Annotated in this window: 18 protein-coding genes; 17 read left to right on the top strand and 1 reads right to left on the bottom strand. The window is 58.1% G+C overall.

Annotated elements, in window-relative coordinates:
• Window positions 1–307 precede the first annotated feature (307 nt).
• The 13 genes from PM04_RS14135 to PM04_RS14195 all read left to right on the top strand — a co-directional run bounded on the left by PM04_RS14135 (window position 308) and on the right by PM04_RS14195 (window position 13,061).
• Window positions 308–1,252, top strand: a complete 945-nt coding sequence (locus PM04_RS14135; protein WP_038008065.1) for a tripartite tricarboxylate transporter substrate binding protein — start codon at window positions 308–310, stop codon at window positions 1,250–1,252.
• Between the two features lie 82 nt (window positions 1,253–1,334).
• Window positions 1,335–1,775, top strand: coding sequence for a tripartite tricarboxylate transporter TctB family protein (locus PM04_RS14140; RefSeq protein WP_038008066.1), 441 nt, complete (start codon window positions 1,335–1,337; stop codon window positions 1,773–1,775).
• A gap of 5 nt (window positions 1,776–1,780) precedes the next feature.
• Window positions 1,781–3,277: a tripartite tricarboxylate transporter permease gene (locus tag PM04_RS14145; protein ID WP_038008067.1), complete on the top strand. Its 1,497-nt coding sequence runs from the start codon at window positions 1,781–1,783 to the stop codon at window positions 3,275–3,277.
• Between the two features lie 3 nt (window positions 3,278–3,280).
• The gene (locus PM04_RS14150) at window positions 3,281–4,456 is read left to right on the top strand and encodes an L-rhamnonate dehydratase (protein WP_038008069.1); all 1,176 of its coding nucleotides are present in this window, start codon (window positions 3,281–3,283) and stop codon (window positions 4,454–4,456) included.
• Complete coding sequence (locus PM04_RS14155) at window positions 4,453–5,364, top strand: dihydrodipicolinate synthase family protein (protein WP_038008071.1); 912 nt, start codon at window positions 4,453–4,455, stop codon at window positions 5,362–5,364. Before PM04_RS14150 ends, PM04_RS14155 begins: the two co-directional genes overlap by 4 nt.
• A gap of 1 nt (window position 5,365) precedes the next feature.
• Window positions 5,366–6,079, top strand: coding sequence for a GntR family transcriptional regulator (locus tag PM04_RS14160; RefSeq protein ID WP_052068495.1), 714 nt, complete (start codon window positions 5,366–5,368; stop codon window positions 6,077–6,079).
• Window positions 6,079–7,083 carry a 4-hydroxythreonine-4-phosphate dehydrogenase PdxA gene (locus tag PM04_RS14165; protein WP_038008277.1) on the top strand — a complete coding sequence of 335 codons (1,005 nt, stop codon included), beginning with the start codon at window positions 6,079–6,081 and terminating at the stop codon, window positions 7,081–7,083. Before PM04_RS14160 ends, PM04_RS14165 begins: the two co-directional genes overlap by 1 nt.
• Window positions 7,080–7,949: an NAD(P)-dependent oxidoreductase gene (locus tag PM04_RS14170; protein ID WP_038008073.1), complete on the top strand. Its 870-nt coding sequence runs from the start codon at window positions 7,080–7,082 to the stop codon at window positions 7,947–7,949. The genes PM04_RS14165 and PM04_RS14170 overlap by 4 nt, the downstream gene beginning before the upstream one ends.
• Window positions 7,950–8,006: 57 nt before the next feature.
• The gene (locus PM04_RS14175; RefSeq protein ID WP_038008075.1) at window positions 8,007–9,512 is read left to right on the top strand and encodes an aldehyde dehydrogenase (NADP(+)); all 1,506 of its coding nucleotides are present in this window, start codon (window positions 8,007–8,009) and stop codon (window positions 9,510–9,512) included.
• Between the two features lie 426 nt (window positions 9,513–9,938).
• Complete coding sequence (gene pufB, locus PM04_RS14180; RefSeq protein ID WP_038008076.1) at window positions 9,939–10,094, top strand: light-harvesting antenna LH1, beta subunit; 156 nt, start codon at window positions 9,939–9,941, stop codon at window positions 10,092–10,094.
• Between the two features lie 13 nt (window positions 10,095–10,107).
• Entirely contained in the window at window positions 10,108–10,455 is a 348-nt protein-coding gene (locus tag PM04_RS14185; protein WP_038008077.1) for a light-harvesting protein, read from the top strand.
• A gap of 111 nt (window positions 10,456–10,566) precedes the next feature.
• A complete protein-coding gene (locus tag PM04_RS14190; protein ID WP_038008078.1) occupies window positions 10,567–12,003 on the top strand; it encodes a PucC family protein in 1,437 nt (478 codons plus the stop codon).
• On the top strand, window positions 12,000–13,061 hold the full coding sequence (locus PM04_RS14195; RefSeq protein WP_038008079.1) for a hypothetical protein: 1,062 nt from the start codon (window positions 12,000–12,002) through the stop codon (window positions 13,059–13,061). The genes PM04_RS14190 and PM04_RS14195 overlap by 4 nt, the downstream gene beginning before the upstream one ends.
• A 53-nt stretch (window positions 13,062–13,114) precedes the next feature.
• On the opposite strand, the gene PM04_RS14200 is transcribed toward PM04_RS14195, so the two are convergent.
• Entirely contained in the window at window positions 13,115–14,197 is a 1,083-nt protein-coding gene (locus tag PM04_RS14200) for an alcohol dehydrogenase family protein (RefSeq protein ID WP_038008080.1), read from the bottom strand.
• Window positions 14,198–14,489: 292 nt separating this feature from the next.
• On the opposite strand from PM04_RS14200, the gene PM04_RS17455 reads away from it, so the two are divergent.
• Genes PM04_RS17455 through PM04_RS14220 form a run of 4 tightly spaced genes read left to right on the top strand, consistent with a single transcriptional unit; the run spans window position 14,490 to window position 18,854 of the window.
• Entirely contained in the window at window positions 14,490–15,953 is a 1,464-nt protein-coding gene (locus PM04_RS17455) for a serine/threonine-protein kinase (protein ID WP_081946159.1), read from the top strand.
• Window positions 15,954–16,004: 51 nt separating this feature from the next.
• Window positions 16,005–16,976: an FHA domain-containing protein gene (locus tag PM04_RS17460; protein ID WP_052068497.1), complete on the top strand. Its 972-nt coding sequence runs from the start codon at window positions 16,005–16,007 to the stop codon at window positions 16,974–16,976.
• Window positions 16,960–17,874, top strand: a complete 915-nt coding sequence (locus tag PM04_RS14215) for a PP2C family serine/threonine-protein phosphatase (protein ID WP_052068498.1) — start codon at window positions 16,960–16,962, stop codon at window positions 17,872–17,874. Before PM04_RS17460 ends, PM04_RS14215 begins: the two co-directional genes overlap by 17 nt.
• A complete protein-coding gene (locus PM04_RS14220) occupies window positions 17,871–18,854 on the top strand; it encodes a hypothetical protein (RefSeq protein ID WP_038008082.1) in 984 nt (327 codons plus the stop codon). Before PM04_RS14215 ends, PM04_RS14220 begins: the two co-directional genes overlap by 4 nt.
• Window positions 18,855–18,865: the final 11 nt, after the last annotated feature.

Here is an 18,865-nt window from a genome sequence, read left to right on the forward strand (position 1 = left end):
TTGGTGGTGATCTTTTCATTGGAGTAGGGCTTCCAGCGAGCCCAGGAGGTTTGGCTTGGGGTAATGCACCGCTTTCAGGCTACCGAAACTTTCTGCGCTGCCGTGCTAGCAGTGCCCCTTTGTCGATGTCGAATTTGCGGCCGTGCCATCCTTTGCAGCCAACGTCCAACGCGTGTCCCTAGGGCGCTTGCATTCCATCAGAAGGTCATACCCAATTTTCACAACAATATTTGGTATTCCAAAATTTTGAATATTATGATATCCGCCACGCAAGGCGCAGAAAGCGCCGAACGCATGGGAGGAAATTATGAAGAAACTTTTGGCTTTGGCATCTGCCGCAGCGCTCCTCGGTGGTGAGGTTCTCGCTGAAGAATACCCAACTAAAACAATTGAAGTGATCACCCACGCCGGAAATGGCGGCGGTACAGATGTGACCACACGGATGATGATGATCCGCGCGCGGCGCGAGCTTGGCACGGACATGGTCGTCGTCAATAAGCGTGGGGGCGGTGGTGCCACTGCGATGGATTACTACCTGACGCAAGAAGCCGATGGTCACAGCATCTTAACATTTACCATCGGCCACTCGGCGACTGTGGCACTTGGCAAAACCGATATGACTCTGGATGACGTCCGCCCAATCGCGCGCGGCACCGATGATCCGCAAATCCTCATGACCCGTTGCGGCGTGTACGACAATGCAGAGGCCTTTGTGGCCGCTCAAAAAGACGACCCGCTGACCTACGGCACAACCCACCTTGGCGGTATCGATGACGTGTCGGCATTTATGTTTGCACGTCGCGGTGAGCTTGCGACCCCCAAAATCATCCCGTTTGACGGCGGCGGCGAACTGGCCACGCAGCTTGTTGCTGGCGCCGTTGATGTGGCGGTCCTTAACCTCGCAGAAGCCGGGTCGCAGATTGCAGCGGGCGATATCTGCCCCATCGTGGTTCTGGCGCCAGAGCGGATGAGCGGGTTGCCCGATGTCTCAACCGCCCAAGAGCTGGGAATTGATGCGAACTTCTCAACCGTGCGCGGGTTTGTTGTTCATGCCGACACACCAGATGCGGTGGCTGAAAAAATCGAAGCTTCACTAATGAATGCAATGGGTCACACCGTTTACCAGGGTTTCCTGACATCGGTTGGGCTTGATGCGAATTCGGTCGCGGGCTCTGATGTTTGGGGCAACCAGTTGACGTCGATGCAGGCTGATATGGACGCCGCTCTGCGTGAGTTGGGCTTCATCGAGTAAGCACGCGCACTAAACTGCCGACCCGCAAACTCATGTATTGCGGGTCGGGCTGAGCTTTCCGCATTTTTCTAGGATGTCATCCATGACGCGCTACGCGGTGCCCTGTGGCACGATCGTCTTTTGCCTACTCGCTTACTGGCTAAGCACCCAGTTTGACCGTGTTCCGCCGATATTGTTGCGCGGTATGCAGCCGGAAGATTTCCCGCAGATGGTGCTAATCCTGATCATCGCGCTGTCTGTTTTGGTGATGATCTTTGACAAGCCGATTGAGCACGGCGTCGTGGGCGCAAACGTCTGGCGCAGCATTGGCATGTTTGTGGTCTTTTCACTGGTCGCCCAAATCGACCTGTTCTTGGGCTTGGGGGTCTTTGCTGGGGGGCTTGCTTGGCTTTGGGGCGAACGGCGGCTTTGGAGCATCGGATTGGTCGCTTTCATCAGCCCCGCACTCGTATTTCTTCTCTTTGATTTGGTGTTCCGGATCCGCTTCCCGCGCGGCTTTCTGACGAACCTCTGGTACGGATAACCCATATGGAACCGCTTATTGCCGGACTTCTCGCACTGATGGACCCGCAGCTGCTTGTGTTGCTGTTTGCAGCCACGCTGGCGGGGGTCATCATTGGGTCGCTACCGGGGTTGAATGCCACAACCGGTGCCGCCCTATTGCTGCCGTTCACCATTACGATGGAGCCGATCCCCGCGATTGCCATCCTGACGACGATCTATTGCGCGGCCACATTCGCAGGCGCGATCACAGCGATCCTGATCAACACTCCCGGCACGTCCGCAAGTGCCACGACCTGCTTGGATGGCTTTCCAATGGCCCAGCGCGGTGAAGCGGGCAGGGCGCTGGGCATGGCGACCGTTTCATCGACAATTGGTGGGATTATCTCGGTCTTTTGCCTGATGCTTGCCGCGCCATTGCTTGCGCGGATGGCCTATAACTTTGCGCCACCAGAATACTTTGCGCTGACGGTTTTTGGGATTTCGATGCTGGCTACCATTGGGGATGGCACGCCGCTCAAAAACATCATCGCGGGGTGCATCGGTATTTTGCTGGCAACGGTGGGCAAGGACCTTTTGACCACGGTTGAGCGCTTTACGTTTGGGTTCAATGAGCTGTCCGAAGGGATCGGCTTTGTGCCGGTCATGATCGGAATTTTCGGAATATCCGAGCTGTTGGTACAGGCAGAACGTCTAAGCGTTGAGCGGCGTCAAATCCTGCTCAAGGCGATCAAGCTGCCCTCTCGCGCGGATTACCGCAAAGTCTGGAAGACGATTTTGCGCAGTTCGGGCATCGGTACGTTTATTGGCATCTTGCCCGCCGAGGGCGCGACCGTTGCCTCAATGATTGGCTACAATGAAGCGCGCCGTTGGTCCAAAACGCCTGAGGAATTTGGCAAGGGCGCGATAGAGGGCATCGCTGGGTCCGAGGCGGCGAACAACTCAGCCACGGGCGGAGCGATGGTGCCCACCTTGGCCTTGGGCATTCCGGGCAGCCCGACGGCCGCCGTTATTCTTGCGGGGCTGATGGTCCACGGGCTTCAGCCCGGGCCAACCATGTTCACCGAGCAGGCCGAATTTGCCTATGCGATCTTTTGGTCAATGCTGCTGGTCAACATCACGTTCATCTTTGTGGGGCTGTTTGGGGCCAAGCTGTTTGCACGCGTGACCTTTGTTCCGGTGCAAATTCTATGGCCTATCGTTTTCACGTTTTCGATCGTTGGGGCCTATGCGCTCGATCAGTCTATGCTGGATGTCTACATCGCGATCGGGTCTGGCGTGATCGGCTATTTCATGCGCCGCTTTGGCTATTCGGTTGTGCCATTAGCCATCGGGTTGATCCTTGGGGGGATGCTGGAGAAACGGCTCGGCCAATCTCTGATCATGCTCGATGACCAGTGGTGGCTGATGTTCACGCGCCCCCTGACGCTTCTGTTTTTTGTCTTAACCGTACTCGCGTTGTTCGGGCCCTATTTCTGGCGCCTGTTTCGCCAACGCGATCCGCTCCAATCTACGGGAGAATAACCCATGACCAAAATTAAATCGATCCGCACCCGTGTCTGGAATTGGACGGGGCCTACGGTCCCGCCACAAGGGAACTTCTGCACCAACGCCTCTGATGCGCTGGGCATGAAGGGGGACGCGATGGAATCGTTCCGCTTTCACCAATGGCTGACCTGTGAGGTAGAGGCCGACGACGGCACCATTGGCATCGGCAATGCAGCACTTGCGCCCTCGGTCACGAAGAAGGCGATTGATGATTGGTATGCGCCGCTGGTCGTGGGTGAGGACCCGTTCGATTATGCCTACATCTGGGAAAAGATGTACCGGCGCACCCAAGCATGGGGCCGCAAAGGCGTGGGCATGACCGCAATGTCGGCCATTGATATCGCGATCTGGGATCTGATGGGTAAACTCGTCGATAAACCAGTGTTCAAACTGCTCGGGGGGCGCACCAAAGAGGAAATCCCAGTCTATTACTCCAAGCTGTATTCCGGCCCTATTGATGTGATGCAGGCCGAGGCCGAAGAGGCGATGAAAGCCGGATATCAAGCGTTCAAGATGCGCTTTGGCTGGGGTCCACGGGACGGCATGGCGGGGATGCGCGAAAACCTCAAGCGGATCGAATGCGTGCGCGAAGTGATCGGCTACGACAAGGATTTGATGGCTGATGCCTACATGGGCTGGAACCTCGACTACACCAAACGCATGCTGCCAAAGCTGGCCCCATTTGAGTTGCGTTGGCTGGAAGAGCCGGTGATCGGTGACGATACCACCGGCTACGCAGAGCTGAACGCCATGAACATCGTGCCTATTTCTGGCGGTGAGCATGAGTTTTCGGTCATGGGGTGCAAGAACCTGTTGCAGACCAACGCCGTGAGCGTTTTGCAGTACGACACGAACCGCGTTGGCGGGATCACGGCGGCCCAAAAAATCAACGCCATTGCCGAGGCGTATCAGGTGCCCGTCATCCCGCATGCCGGCCAGATGCACAATTATCACGTCACGATGGCCAACACGAACTGCCCAATGTCGGAATATTTCCCGGTTTTCGATGTCGAAGTCGGCAACGAGCTGTTCTATTACATCTTTGAGGGTGATGCAGAGGCGCAAGATGGTTTCTTGCAACTGGACGAGGAAAAGCCGGGTCTTGGGATCACGATCACTGATAAATACCTGGAACACTTCGAGATCACCGAATGAGCACCTACACCGGCATATGGCCCGTCGCACCGACCCCGTTTCATGACGATGGCACCCCCGATCTGGAGGGCATGAAACGTGTCCTTGATTGCCTGATCGATCAAGGCGCGGACGGAATTTGCATTCTTGCCAATTTCTCGGAGCAGTTCCTGATTTCGGACGCGGAGCGTGAGGTGTTGGCGCGGCTGAGCGTTGAGCATATCGCAGGCCGGGTGCCGGTGATCATCACGATCAGCCACTACGCCACCCAAATTGCCGTTGAGCGTGCGCGTTTCGCCAAGGACTTGGGCGCAGACATTGTTATGATGATGCCGCCCTATCATGGCGCATTGCTTAAGGGCACGCCCGAGCAAAGTTTTGAGCAGTTTGCCGCTGTGGGTGAGGTCGGTATTCCGATCATGGTTCAGGACGCGCCTTTGTCAGGCGTGGATTTGCCGGTTCCTCTACTGGTGCGCATGGCGCGTGAGATTGAGGCCGTGAAGCTGTTCAAGATCGAATGCCCCCGCGCGGCCAATAAAATCCGTGCCCTGATCGCAGAGGGCGGTGACGCGATTGAGGCACCGTTCGATGGCGAAGAGGCGATTACTCTTTTGGCCGATCTGGACGCCGGCGCGACGGGGTCAATGACCAGCGGCATGATCGTGGATCAGATCAAACCGGTAATCACCAAATATCATTCGGGTGACATCTCTGGTGCGACAGAGGCTTATGGCCGGGTCGCAATGGCGATTAATCATGAAAATCGGCAATGCGGTTGGCAGTCGTGCAAGGCCGCGATGGTAGAGGGCGGCGTGATCAAGTCTGAGTTCTGTCGCCACCCGATCCCGCCCTTGCACCCCGATATTCGCTCGCGGATGATTGATCTGCTGCGGCCGCTTGATCCGCTCGTTCTGCGGTGGGGGAAATAGCATGGAAGATCCTGCCTGGAGAAATGAACTGCGTGATTTCGCCGATCTCAAGCCGCGCAAGTCGCTGGCTTCGGAGGCGGCGGACAATCTGCGTGAATTCATCATGCTGGGAAAATTGGCGCCCGGTATGCCCGTGCGGGAACGTGATCTGGCCGAGGCATTCGGGATCAGCCGGACCCCGCTGAAAGAGGCTTTGCGTATTCTTGAGGGGGAGGGGCTTATTGCGTACGGCCCGACCCGCCGCCCCAGCGTTGCGGACCCTTCGCTTGATGAAATCAATGACTGGTTGCGGGTCCAAGGCGCGCTTGAGGCGCTAGCCGGAGAGTTGGCTTGTACACACGCGAGCGACGCTGAGTTGGCTGAAATTGAGCGGATCAACGCCTCGATCAAAGAGGCCCGAAATTCCGAAGGCAAGCTAGAGGCATTTCGGCGCGACATGGCGTTTCACGCAGCAATTGTAGCGGCCGCGAACAATGCCGCCTTGGCGGAAACACATGCCACTTATAACGCTCGGCTATGGCGCGTGCGGTTTTTGTCGTCGCAGCGCGATGCGGGCCGCGACGCCACCCGGCAGGAGCATTTGGATATCGTTCGGGCGCTAAAAGCCCGTGATCCGGTTGCCGCACGTCGCGCCCTGAAATTGCACCTACAGACGGCAGAGAAAAACATCGCCGCCTCGGTTGCAGAAGTTCAATCTGAAAAAGAGGCCGAATGATGCGCCCCAAACTCGCTATTGTCCCGGGTGATCCGTCTGGAATTGGTCCTGAATTGATTGCTAAACTGCTGTCCGAGGATGGCGTGTGCCAAGCCGCAGATATCATTTTGGTTGGCGATGCCCATCTTTGGCAACGCGGGGCCGAACAAGCGGGCATTGAGGTAACGCTCAACACGATTGAAGAGGGTGCGATCGGAGGTTTTGAAGGGCTTGCCCACCTTGACCTTGCGACTGTTGATCCCGATCAGGTCCAAGTGGCCGCAGTAACCGTAGCGGGCGGCACGACGTCCCTGAGGTGCTTGGATAAGGCGCTTGATCTTGCGCAAGCGGGCCTTGTGGATGGCGTGTTGTTTGCACCCTTCAACAAGGCTGCAATGACCTCTGCTGGGCTGAACGCCGAGGACGAGCATCGCTATATGGCGCGGTACCTTGGGTTCACGGGATATCATTCGGAAATCAACGTCTTGGACGATTTGATGACCACCCGCGTGACCAGCCACATTGGGCTAAAAGATGTGGCGGCCAACATCGACGCTCCGGGCATCCAGCGTGCGATTGAGCTGGCGCATGCCACGCTCGCGCGCTCGGGCAAAGCACGGCCACACGTCGCGGTTGCCGCGTTGAACCCGCATGCGGGAGACAACGGTAAGTTCGGCAGTGAAGAGATCGATATCATCGAGCCGGTCGTCAAAGCCTGTCAGGACCGGCAAATGCATGTGACCGGTCCTTGGCCTTCGGACACCGTTTTCCTCAAAGCCAAGCGAGGTGAGGTCGACGCCGTGGTCACAATGTACCACGATCAGGGTCAGATTGCGATCAAGCTGATGGGGTTCGAAAGGGGCGTGACCGTCGCCGGTGGCTTGCCCATCCCCGTCGCCACGCCCGCACACGGCACCGCGTTTGATATCGCAGGCCAAGGGATCGCGAACGTGAGCGCCACGCGCCAAGCCTTTGATCTATTGGTACGTATGGCAACAACAGCAAAGACCGAAGCCGCGTTATGACGTTGCCCGCCATAGGCTTTATCGGCGTTGGACTGATGGGCGCCGGCATGGCGTCTTGCCTATTGACGGCGGGCCATCCGCTTGTGGTTTTGCCCCATAAAAACCGAGCGCCGGTCGAGGGCCTCTTGGCGGAGGGCGCGATTGAAGCGGCAAGTGCGCTGGAACTGCTGCAGGGCTGCGAAGTCTTGATCACCTGTGTACCGAACGCAGAGGTCATCGCTGATCTGGCTAATGAATTGGTGCCCCATTTCAGTGCGGGACAAATGTGGATCGACACCAGCACGTCCCGGCCAGAAACCAGCGCGCAGTTGGCGCATGATCTGGCGGCGCGGGGTGCCTTTTTTGCGGATGCGCCGCTAACGGGTGGGCCACAGCAAGCGCGCGAAGGTAGCCTCGCCTCGCTTGTCGGCTGCGATGCCGCGCATTTTCCCGAGGTTGAAGCGATCGTTGGCGCTTATTCAAAAACGGTGCGCCGTTTTGGCGATGCTGGTACCGGGCATGCTGCAAAGCTGCTGAATAATTTGGTCACGCAGGGCACCACGATGCTTTTGGCGGATGCATTCCAATGCGCCGAGAAAATGAACGTTGATGCCCGCGCGTTATATGACATCATGATGAGCGGGGCGGCCCGCTCCGGCACGCTGCAAAAGGCCGTTGGTCCTGCGCTAGACGGCAATTACGACGGCGCGCAGTTTACGATAACCAACGCGGCAAAGGACTTGCGGTATGCCCGTGATTTGATCGAACACGCGGCGCCCTCTCGGACGGCGTTGGCGGCCCTGCTCGCTGATCGATTTGCGACGCTGGTCTCGGATGGGCGCGGCGACCATTTCGTTAGCACCATGCTTGCGCCCGAGGACCCCTAATCCCGGCGCCCTAGATCGCGCCCGACATTTGAAACCCCATAAAAACGGATACCCAAGATGAGCTTTAAGCCCCACGGAAAACATCTGATTGCTGGCGAATGGGTCGCGAGTGACCGGACCTTTGCATCTGATCCGGCCCATGGCTCTGCCCATGACTATTCGGTCGGAACACCCGATTTGGTGGCACAAGCCTGCGAAGCGGCCGAAGAGGCATTTTGGTCTTTTGGCTACTCCTCCCGCGAGGACCGCGCCGCGTTTCTAAACGCAATTGCTGATGAGATTGAGGCCCGCGGTGAGGCGATCACGGAAATTGGCACCCAAGAAACCGGCCTGCCGGAGGCGCGCCTTCAGGGCGAACGCGGTCGCACCACTGGCCAGCTTCGGTTGTTTGCGTCACATATCCTCAAGGGCGATTATCTGGACCAAGCGCATGATCCAGCACTGCCCGACCGGGCGCCACTGCCGCGCCCTGATCTTAAGCTGGTGCAGCGCCCGATCGGGCCCGTCGCCGTGTTCGGCGCCTCGAACTTCCCATTGGCGTTCTCTACGGCTGGCGGGGACACGGCTGCGGCTTTGGCTGCGGGGTGTCCGGTCGTGGTCAAAGGCCACTCGGCCCACCCCGGCACGGGCGAGATTGTGGCTGAGGCGATCCACGCGGCGATCCAAAAGACGGGCATGCATCCGGGCGTGTTCAGCATGATTCAAGGCGGCAAGCGCGACGTCGGCACCGCACTGGTCCAACACCCGCTGATCCGCGCCGTTGGGTTCACCGGCTCGCTTGGTGGGGGGCGTGCTTTGTTTGATCTGTGCGCAGCACGGCCAGAGCCGATCCCGTTCTTTGGTGAATTGGGCTCGGTCAATCCGATGTTCATGATGCCCGAAGCAATCAAAGCGCGCGGGGCGGACATGGGCGCAGCTTGGGCTGGTTCGCTGTGTATGGGGGCAGGGCAGTTCTGCACGAACCCCGGCATTGCGGTTGTCCTTCCGGGTGCGGATGCGTTCATTGATGCCGCACAGGGCGCGTTAAGCGAGATGGGTGGCCAGACAATGCTGACTGACGGGATCGCCGATGCCTACCGCAGCGGGGCTGCTCGCATAGCTCAAGGCGCTGGTGTGAGCGAACTTCTCGGCACGGCCTGTGAAGGCCGCGAAGCGAAGCCCTATTTGTATCAAGTGTCAGCTAAGGATTGGTTGGCCGAACACGCGTTGCAGGAAGAAGTCTTCGGACCCTTGGGCATTGTGGTCGTTGCGCAAAATACGGATGAAATGGCGTCTGTTGCCAAGGCATTGCAGGGGCAACTGACTTGTACGATCCATATGGATGACGCTGATACGCAGATGGCTCAAAGCCTGATGCCGATCATAGAACGTAAGGCTGGCCGCGTCTTGGTAAACGGCTTCCCCACTGGCGTTGAGGTGTCAGACACGATGGTACATGGCGGACCTTACCCGGCTTCCACCAACTTTGGCGCGACCTCGGTCGGGACGATGTCTATTCGTCGGTTCGTACGGCCGGTGTGCTACCAAAACATGCCTGACGCCTTGTTGCCTGACGGGTTCTAAGGGCTTCCTGTTCAGCCAAATCTAATGGCAGGGCGCAGCGGTTCCATAGTTGAAATGGTCCACCGCTGCGCCCTTTTTGCTGGGTGGTTTATGGCGGTTTGACTGTCACTGGATTCGGCGCCGCTATCGATTAGACTGGCCCATCTCTGGTTGCGACGGGGTGTTCGTTGGATCACCGCAGGGTTGTGGATAATTTCCGAATTTGAATGTGATCTGCGGTAATTCTTTTGTTAAATATTTGTTAATGCTTATTAAAATATGTAAACTTATATAGACAGTTTACAATGTAAATAAAAAAGTACACAGTTTTCCTATCGGCTGTGGCCTAAATAATGGGCTGGGCCGTGAATCCACGAGAGTGGCCATCGCATCTTGCCAAGCCGTCTTCGTGTGGGTTCCGAAACCTAACCATGGAGGAGTTTGGACATGTCCGATGATCCAGAGAAGGTCTGGCCAACCGGTCTGACCCTAAAAGAGGCCGAGGAAGTGCATAGCTACCTCATTGATGGCACCCGCGTATTCGGGGCTATCGCGCTTCTGGCACACATTCTTGTGGCGTCTGCAACGCCTTGGCTCGGCTAAGGAAGGATAGACAATGAACAATGCAAAAATGTGGCTTGTTGTGTCCCCGTCCGTCGGGGTCCCCCTGTTTCTTGGCGCAGTCGCCGTTGGGTCGTTCGCGGTCCACGTTGCTGTTCTAAGCAACACGTCATGGGTGTCGGACTTCTTGTCCGGTCAGCCTCTTGGCTCCGGGGATGAAATGGCGTCTGCCATGACAGTACCAAACGCGGATACCGCGAAAGTGGCCTATACAAAAGATCTGGACGGCGGCGCACGTGAAGTGACCATCGTTCTTGCTGATGGCACATCAGCAAAGGCCATCCTGCAACCCGGCACAATTCGGGCTTCCGCAGATGCACCCCCTGTGATCGGCACGTTTTAGTCGATCATCCGCGCCCCGGGCGATTTCGCCTGAGGGCGCTCTCTTTTTGTCTGAGCGCTTGGCTGGCCGCGTATGTCAGCTGATCATCGACCCGTGGTGGTAAATGGACCCATGAAGTATCGCGCCTTTGCCCTTAACAAGCTGGCCTCTATCGCGCCGCGCTATCTGCCGTTTGTGAATGTCGCGACCAAGGATGTGCCGCTGTCGCGATTGCTGCGGTTGTCGTTGTTTCAGGTGACGGTTGGGATGGCATTGGTGCTGTTGATGGGCACGCTCAATCGGGTGATGATTGTTGAGTTAGATGTCTCGGCGGCGCTTGTGGCAGGTATGCTCGCGCTGCCATTGCTGTTTGCACCATTTCGAACATTGGTCGGCTTTAAATCGGATGAACATCGGTCTGCCCTCGGCTGGCGCCGCGTGCCTTACATCTGGAAGGGTACGATGTACCAGTTCGGCGGCTTTGCGATTATGCCTTTCGCGCTTTTGGTCCTTTCGGGCTATGGCGAGGCGGTGGATGCCCCCCGCTGGCTGGGCTTGTCGTCTGCGGCGCTTGCGTTTCTGCTGGTGGGGGCTGGTCTGCATATCGTGCAGACGGTGGGGTTGGCGCTTGCGACGGATTTGGTCAAGCAAGAGGACCACCCAAAGGTCGTGGGCCTGATGTATGTCATGCTGTTGCTCGGGATGGTCGTGAGCGCGCTTATCTATGGCGCATTACTGGCTGATTATACGCCGGGCCGGCTGATCCAAGTGATCCAGGGCTCTGCGGTGGTGACTGTCGCGCTCAATATGATTGCGATGTGGAAACAGGAATCTCGTGACCGGTCGCGCGCCTTGCGCATGGGGCAGACGCCCAAGGTGTCATTCCTAGATGCATGGGGGCGGTTGATTGCCTTACCCGGGACGATGCGGCTGTTGGTTGTGATCGGCTTAGGCACATTTGGCTTTGGCATGGCGGATGTCCTGCTGGAACCATATGGCGGCCAAGCGCTTGGGTTCTCAGTGGCTGAGACGACGCGCCTGACGGCATTGTTCGCGGGTGGCACGTTGATGGGGTTTGGTATCGCATCGCGTGCGCTCGCGATTGGCGGGGACCCTGTGCGTTTGGCCACATTCGGTGCGATGATCGGCTTGCCGGGGTTCGCCGCGATTATCCTTTCTTCGGTCCATGGTGGGGCGTTTGTCTTTTGCGTGGGCACGTTGGCCACTGGGCTCGGTGCCGGCCTGTTTGGGCACGGCACGCTTACGGCCACGATCCGAAATGCTCCGCCAGACCAGATCGGTCTGTCGCTTGGGGCATGGGGTGCGGTGCAGGCAACCTGTGCCGGCATTGGCGTCGCACTGGCCGGAATTGTCCGTGACATCCTTGTGACGGCCCCAAGCCTTGCGGGACTTCAGCCCAGCACGCCCTATAATGTAGTCTTCACGATCGAGATGGCATTCCTTGTTATGGCTATTCTCATTGCTATTCCGCTCGTGATCCGACGTGGCGTTTCCCGGACGTCGCGCCCTGTAGCGACCGCACAACCAAAGCCAGTGGAGGCACAATGACAAAGATCATCACGCGGTATTTTGAACACGCGGACCAGGCGATGGCGGCGCGCGATGCGCTCGTGTTTGAGCAAAAGGTTGCGCCACAGATCATTCGGACATTCACGGATGCGGAGGGCCTTGCGGATAAACTGACTGCGCTGCAAGTCACGCCAGCAGCGGCGCAAGTCTATCAAGAGCGCCTTGCTAAGGGCGGCGCTGTGATGCTGGTAGAGGCCGGATGCCGCCCCTTGGGCGTTGCGCGGATGACGCGCGAAGCCGCCGTGGCCAACGGGGCCGTGGCTCTTGATGGCGTCGTTGATGAGGTTGAGGTTAAGGATCCAACCTACGGGCGCCGTGGGTTGAGCGTTCTGCAAAGCCATCCCCGGTTCATGTCGGGGGTTGAGCGTAGTTCGCGTGCACGCGGCAATCATCACATGGCTGATTGGCCCATTCCGCTTTTGTCCAAGCGCAAGCCCTATGACGGGACCCTGTTTTATCGCCACGCGCACATGGCAAACTGGCCATTTGGCCTGCTGAGCCAACGCAAACCTTACACCAAGTCGATCTTTGGACGACATCAGCGTATGGCGAGTTTTCCGATCAAGTTGATCTCTCAGCGCAAGCCATTCACGGGCTCGATTATTCCGCGGCATGGGCGGATGGCGAATGTCATTCTGCCGTTGACCAACCGGCGTAAGCCGTTCAACCGATCCATCTTTCCACGGCATCAGCGAATGGCCACGGTGCCGTTCCCCCTGTTGATCAACAGCAAAACCGGCAGCAACGCATTGATGCCCGGCGCCCCCCGCATGGCGAACTTTCCCATCGGATTGTTGAGCACGCGCAAACCGTTCACAGGGTCCATCTTTTCGCGCCACGCGCGGATGGCGAATTTCCCGATTGGTTTGTTGAGCCGCCGTAAACCCTTTACCGGCTCGATTTTTCCCAAACACGCGCGGATGGCGAACTTTATCCTACCACTCGTGATCAAACGTCAGGATCCAGTTGACCGCCCCCAACGAGACGGCTTTTCGTTTTCTCGGATGCTGGGCATGCCGACTTTGATGCAGCGTTAGTCACAACTTACGCACTGGGGTCGGCTGAGCAGGCCGCCCCAATGGCTCGGAGCTTATGGGACTACAACGATATTGCCCGTGTGGGCTTTTTCGATGAACGCGGATTGTGCAGCGTGCAGCTCGCGCAGCGGATAGGTGGCGGCCAAGGCGGGTTTGATCTCACCGGCTTCAATGTAGCGGACAAGTGCGGCTGTGACCTCGGGTGCGATGACGGTAGAGCCCGTGAACGTCAGATCCCGTAAGTAGAACGTGCGCAGATCAAACGCGACGATCGGGCCCGCAATCGCGCCGGAGCATGTGAGCCGCCCACCACGTTCGATAACATCGAGAAGGGTGCCCCAATTAGGGCCACCCACGACATCCGCAAGTACGGTGATTTTCTCGCCCCCGAGGGCCGCCCTCAGGTTTTCTGGCGCGCGTGGGAGCACAATGTCAGCGCCCAAGGCGCGCACGGCGGCATGTTTGTTTTCGGACGCGAGTGCGACCACACGGGCGCCGCGTCGCTTGGCCAGCTGGATTAGCCCAGTGCCCACGCCACCCGAAGCGCCCGGTACCAAAACAGTGTCTGCCGCCGTCACGCCAGCGCGGGTCAGCATTCCCTCAGCCGTGGAGTAGGAGCATGAAAACGTGGCCAATTCGGCGTCAGACAGGGGGCTGTTTACCGCAATCGCGTTGACCGCAGGCATGGTGGTGTATTGCGCAAAGCCGCCATCCCGCTCCGAGCCGAAGTAACCGGTTTTGTTGATGTCGCTGGGATCTTGCGGGTCCCGCAGCCAGCAGTCGGTGATGATCCGTTCACGAATGCGGGTGGCGTCCACGCCTATGCCGACGGCGACGATCTCGCCACAGACATCAGCCCCCTGAATACGTGGAAAGGATATCGGCGCGGCCCCCCATGTCGGGTCTTCGTCGTCGACTTTGGCATAGCCATCGCCGCTTGTGGCCTCCGTTACGGCTTTGGAATACCAACCCACACGGGTGTTCACGTCGGTGTTGTTCAGCCCGCAGGCCTTGACCCGGACCAAAACTTCGTCCGCGGCGGGCGTGGGGCAGGGCCAATCTGGGTGCCAAACCATCTGATCCATGTTGCCGTGTCCCATAGTGACCATTGCGTTCATTGTGGTTGGTAGTGTCATCTCGGGTGCTCCGGTGTTGTACTTCGCGAGGGTGGCGGCTCTGCTCGCCCACCCTTCGATCAGGTCAGTCGCAGGCTGTCTAGGGGCAAGGCCACAGGGCCGTTTCCTCAGCTTCAAATGGCATGCCGCTGCCAAGGCCATTCAAAAGCAATTCGAATTGCAGATGTTCTCCAGAGCAGAGCCACCCTTTTGCCGAGCTTTGGACACAGTTCGCCGCGATTTCAGCCGCAGGAAAAGCGCGCTCCCGATGATGAGCGCACGCTTGCAACAGCCCGTGGGGGTGCGGAAATCAATGAGACCCAACAATGCCCCAAACGACCCCCATGCTTCGGCAGAATTCCTGCCGGTGGGCACCCGGTTGTTGGGCGGGCAGTACGTCATTGAACGGTATTTGGGCAGCGGTGGTTTCGGGATAACCTATGTGGCGCGGGACAGTTTGGACCGGCAAGTTGTCATCAAGGAATGCTTCCCTGAGGCGCTGTGCCAGCGGAAAAATCGCACCGTAGTCGAGCGGTCGCGGACCTCAAAGGGGCAGTTCCATTCGATTGTTGAGATGTTTGTCCGAGAGGCGCGGAGCCTCGCGAAACTAGACCACCGCAACATTGTGGGCGTGCATCAGGTCTTTAAGGACAATGAGACAGCCTACATGGCGTTGGATCTGATCGAAGGGCAGGATCTGCTTGATATCATTGACGCAAAGGGGGAACGCCTCGCCTATGCAGAGATCAAATCGGTGCTCTGGCGGATATTAGATGCCATCGCGGTCGTTCATGCAGAGGATATGCTGCATCGGGATATTTCCCCCGACAACATCTTGATTGATACGTCAGGCAGCCCCGTCTTGATCGATTTTGGGGCCGCGCGGGAAGAGGCCAGCAAAAAGAGCCGCGCATTGTCGGCGGTGCAGGTGGTCAAGGACGGGTATTCCCCACAAGAGTTCTATGTTGCGGGCAGTCAGCAGGGGCCGTGCAGCGATTTGTACGCGCTTGCGGCAACCTTTGTGCATGTCATTTCAGGTAGCGCTCCACCCAACAGCCAGATGCGTTTGGCTGCTATCGCCGACAAAAAGCCTGATCCCTACGTGCCCTTGGTAGGGCGTATCGCGGGGTATCCAGATGCGTTTCTGCGGGCCTTGGATCAGGCAATGGCAGTGTTGCCGAAGGATCGGATTCAATCCGCGCAGGACTGGATGGCGCGCATCGGTGGTGAAGGCGGGTCACCCGTGCCTACGCCCGCAGCAACCCAAGAGCGAGACATCGAACGGACAGTTACGCAGTTGATCGCGATTGCCCAGAAGGATGATGGTGGCAGTGCAGCGGCAGAGCCGAAGCAACCCAAACCTGTGGAAGTTGATCCCGCGCCCAAGCGGGCCGAGGTGTCTTATCAGCAGCGGTTTGCGGAATTGGCTCACCCGCTTGAACCCGACCCAGAACCCGCAGGCTATACCGGCGAAGATGAAGCCCCAGATTGGATTGAAAAAGCGCGCCTCAAACAGGTCGCGCGTGTTGCCGCCAGCGAAGCGGCAATCGACGCAATGTACACGGCCAAGTCAAAGCCTAAGGCCGTATCGCAGCCATTGGCTGTGCCGGGCGCTTCGAAGTTGCCGATGATCTTAACGGTGATGGGCGCGCTGGTCTTTGCTGTGGTTCTTGGTCTGAACGGCAAACAGATCATGGCGCTGGTTTCGCCTGCAACGGCTCCTGCTCAGACAAGCACGCCGCCGATCCTGACCCTGGACAGTGACGATGTGCTGTAACCCCGTGCGCGACGTCATCGCGTTGAAAGCAAAAAGAAATGAGGTTCCGAGATGACTTTGTTTAAACGCGTCTTCAATACGCCGCCCAAAAGCGAGCCTATAGCGCCCGTCGACATGGGAGAGCCTGAATTGGATCAAGTGTTGGACACACGGGCATTGTCTGAGGTCGTGGCCCGAGTAGAGGAAGGTGCCCAGTTATCTGATCCGCCGAGCCCGCACTCCATGGCCTGCACGACACCCACAGAGACCTCGCCACGTGAGATCGACCCTATCCCGCGGGATGAGGACTATACACTGGCTCGCGCCGAGGACTTGGTTGCCCCCGCGCGTGCGCCTGCGGCGCTAGACCCCTCCGATGCCTTCGCTGAGCAAGAAGCGCTTGCGGCCCAAGAAATCGCCGCGTTTCAGGCGCGTATCGCCGAAAAACAAAAGGCAATAGAGGAGGCGCGGCAGTCTCAGGCCCTGCATCGGACGCCGGTGTCGGAGGTTCAGTTTACGACGCCACCTCAAGGACCAACGCTTGTGCCAGAGGTTGATCCGCCGCAACGAAATGATCGCTCAGCTCGGCGGGTTCGGACGCGGATGCTGGGGTTTGATCAAGAGGCCGCGATCGTCGATCCGATCGACAAAGCCGCAGCCCAAGCCAGCCCAAAGGGCGCACGCTTTCCGGTCGCATGGATTGTTGTGGCGGATGGGCCGGGCCGGGGGCACAGCTTTACGCTGCATTCGGGTGTGTCGACCATCGGTCGTGGTGACGATCAAACCGTGGTGCTGGACCTCGGTGATACCAGTATCTCACGCGAGAAACATGCCGCCATCGCCTACGATGAGGAAGCCAACGGATTTTTCCTTGGGCACGGGGGAAAGTCGAACATTGTTCGCCTGAATGGTCGCCCGGTCCTAAGCACCGAAGATCTGCGCCACGGTGACATGATCCGCATCGGTGAAACAACGCTGCGGTTTGTGGCTCTGTGCGGTGACGAATTCGTCTGGGAAGGCGCGGGTCATGCACAAACAATGTGAGCCAGTATTTGCCTTTGATGTTACCTCTGCGATGTCGCGCGGTGCTCGGGACTATCAAGAAGACGCCATGTTGGCAAATATCGCCAACGGGGCGGACCTAGGGTTTGTGATTTTGGCGGATGGTATGGGGGGGCACGCCGCAGGCGACGTCGCCAGCCAGATTGTCCTGACAGAAGTGTTTCGCGCGCTGACATTTATGCGCAGTGAAATGGTGGCAGACAGGACGTGCATCCCAGAAACGCTTAGGGACGCTGCGCGTGCGGCCAACAGTCGTTTACGCTCTCATGTTGAGATGCATTCGGAATGTAGCGGGATGGGCTCTACCTTGGTGGTCGCCGTGCTGGTCGGTGATGAATTGCATTGGATATCCATAGGGGACTCCCCGCTTTTTCTGTTTCGTGAGAATGAGCTGACGCAGCTCAACGAAGATCACTCCATGAGCCGTGCGATTGACACCATGGTTGCCGCGGGCGCGATGAGTGCGGCTGAAGGTAAGGATCATCCAGATCGCAATGTGCTGACCTCCGTGCTGTATGGGAAACCGATCCCGCATATGGATTGTCCGGAGGTGCCCCTGAAGCTGAAGGGGGGCGACACGCTGATTGTCGCCAGCGATGGGCTGCAATTTCTGCCCAACGTGGAGATTGAGGCGGTCCTCCGGGATCAGCCCCTCAGCGGAAGCGCCGAGATATCCGACAGTCTGATGGAGGGGTTAGAGCGCCTACAGGACCCGGATTTGGACAACGTTTCCCTTTCCGTGGTTCAGGTGAAAACCGCGCGTACCGGTTCAGGCGTCAGGCCAGTTGTACCGTTAAGAGTTATCGAAACTGGTAGCATTCCTGACTTTGTCCAGCCGATGTTTTCCATTGGACCACGCACAAAAGGGGCAGCGGGGTGAGCAGGGACGGTGACCATGGCACGGCCTTGGCGGCAATGCATGCGTTGCTCCAGTCTGGTGGACTTTCTACGAACGCGCGGGAGGTGGCGGAGGGTCTCTTGAAGGCGATGACATCCAAAACACGTCTGTTGATCGCGGGCCCTGAAAGTGCGGGGCGAGATGCGCTGGCGAATGCTATGTGCGCACGCGCCATTTCTGAGGTTGAGTTGTTCGTTGCGGACACGCCCGCCGCGTTTGACCCTAACAACGCAGATATCTGCATCTGGTGCACGGCTATCTTTTCCTCGTCAGAGTTGCAGGTTTGGCAAAAAGTTCCGGATCGTTTGAAAATGCTCAGTTTTTTGGTGCCAGTTGCTGATACCATGACGTTTTCTGAGCGGCTCAATGACGCGCAAATATCTTACTTCCAAAGCATCGCGGACAGTGAGTTCTATGGGTTATTCCCGATTGTATTGGGCGCACCGCCGGGTGCGCAAAACGCCGAGCTATCGTCCACTTTGCTGCGCGAAATTGTAGATATGGTGTCCGCACAACGGGCAGCAGCTTATGTGGATGCTCAGAGCTTTCTCGCCAGCCACAGAGATGAGGCGGCTGAACGAGGCGCAGCCCCAAATCTTGCGGCCGATACGAACCAAAATGCTAACGACCAAGCCACTCAAGGCGCGGCTCAACAGGCACTTTCGGTTTTGGCTGGCTATGCCACGGATTTGGCCCCTGAAATGGCGGGGGAAGCCCCAGAAGCGCTCACGCAAATTTTGACGACTTGTTCGGCGGCTGCCGAGGCACTGGCAGAGGCCATGCAAACACATCTAGGGGGGGCAGGCGTATCAAGCGAATTCGCGCTTTTGTCCGAGGATGCGCGCACTGCTGCAGACAACATCTTATTGTTGTCGGTTGAGGGTGGACTCTCGCAGACGATCTGTGCGGTCACCACCTTACTCCAATTGCGGCGTGAGTTAGAAATGCTCGATGCTGCATAATTGGGCGGCGC

The sequence above is a fragment of the Thalassobacter sp. 16PALIMAR09 genome, from assembly GCF_000765485.1.
In the GTDB taxonomy this organism is placed as follows: domain Bacteria; phylum Pseudomonadota; class Alphaproteobacteria; order Rhodobacterales; family Rhodobacteraceae; genus Thalassobacter; species Thalassobacter stenotrophicus.

What these genes read in the sequence shown, in the direction of transcription:
- PM04_RS14165 (WP_038008277.1), top strand. Translation starts at nt 6,079, where the DNA reads ATGCGCCCCAAACTCGCTATTGTCCCGGGTGATCCGTCTGGAATTGGT.
- PM04_RS14190 (WP_038008078.1), top strand. Translation starts at nt 10,567, where the DNA reads ATGAAGTATCGCGCCTTTGCCCTTAACAAGCTGGCCTCTATCGCGCCG.
- PM04_RS14140 (WP_038008066.1), top strand. Translation starts at nt 1,335, where the DNA reads ATGACGCGCTACGCGGTGCCCTGTGGCACGATCGTCTTTTGCCTACTC.
- PM04_RS14170 (WP_038008073.1), top strand. Translation starts at nt 7,080, where the DNA reads ATGACGTTGCCCGCCATAGGCTTTATCGGCGTTGGACTGATGGGCGCC.
- PM04_RS17460 (WP_052068497.1), top strand. Translation starts at nt 16,005, where the DNA reads ATGACTTTGTTTAAACGCGTCTTCAATACGCCGCCCAAAAGCGAGCCT.
- PM04_RS14135 (WP_038008065.1), top strand. Translation starts at nt 308, where the DNA reads ATGAAGAAACTTTTGGCTTTGGCATCTGCCGCAGCGCTCCTCGGTGGT.
- PM04_RS14195 (WP_038008079.1), top strand. Translation starts at nt 12,000, where the DNA reads ATGACAAAGATCATCACGCGGTATTTTGAACACGCGGACCAGGCGATG.
- PM04_RS14215 (WP_052068498.1), top strand. Translation starts at nt 16,960, where the DNA reads ATGCACAAACAATGTGAGCCAGTATTTGCCTTTGATGTTACCTCTGCG.
- PM04_RS14155 (WP_038008071.1), top strand. Translation starts at nt 4,453, where the DNA reads ATGAGCACCTACACCGGCATATGGCCCGTCGCACCGACCCCGTTTCAT.
- PM04_RS17455 (WP_081946159.1), top strand. Translation starts at nt 14,490, where the DNA reads ATGAGACCCAACAATGCCCCAAACGACCCCCATGCTTCGGCAGAATTC.
- PM04_RS14150 (WP_038008069.1), top strand. Translation starts at nt 3,281, where the DNA reads ATGACCAAAATTAAATCGATCCGCACCCGTGTCTGGAATTGGACGGGG.
- PM04_RS14160 (WP_052068495.1), top strand. Translation starts at nt 5,366, where the DNA reads ATGGAAGATCCTGCCTGGAGAAATGAACTGCGTGATTTCGCCGATCTC.
- PM04_RS14200 (WP_038008080.1), bottom strand. Translation starts at nt 14,197, where the DNA reads ATGACACTACCAACCACAATGAACGCAATGGTCACTATGGGACACGGC.
- pufB (WP_038008076.1), top strand. Translation starts at nt 9,939, where the DNA reads ATGTCCGATGATCCAGAGAAGGTCTGGCCAACCGGTCTGACCCTAAAA.
- PM04_RS14145 (WP_038008067.1), top strand. Translation starts at nt 1,781, where the DNA reads ATGGAACCGCTTATTGCCGGACTTCTCGCACTGATGGACCCGCAGCTG.
- PM04_RS14175 (WP_038008075.1), top strand. Translation starts at nt 8,007, where the DNA reads ATGAGCTTTAAGCCCCACGGAAAACATCTGATTGCTGGCGAATGGGTC.
- PM04_RS14185 (WP_038008077.1), top strand. Translation starts at nt 10,108, where the DNA reads ATGAACAATGCAAAAATGTGGCTTGTTGTGTCCCCGTCCGTCGGGGTC.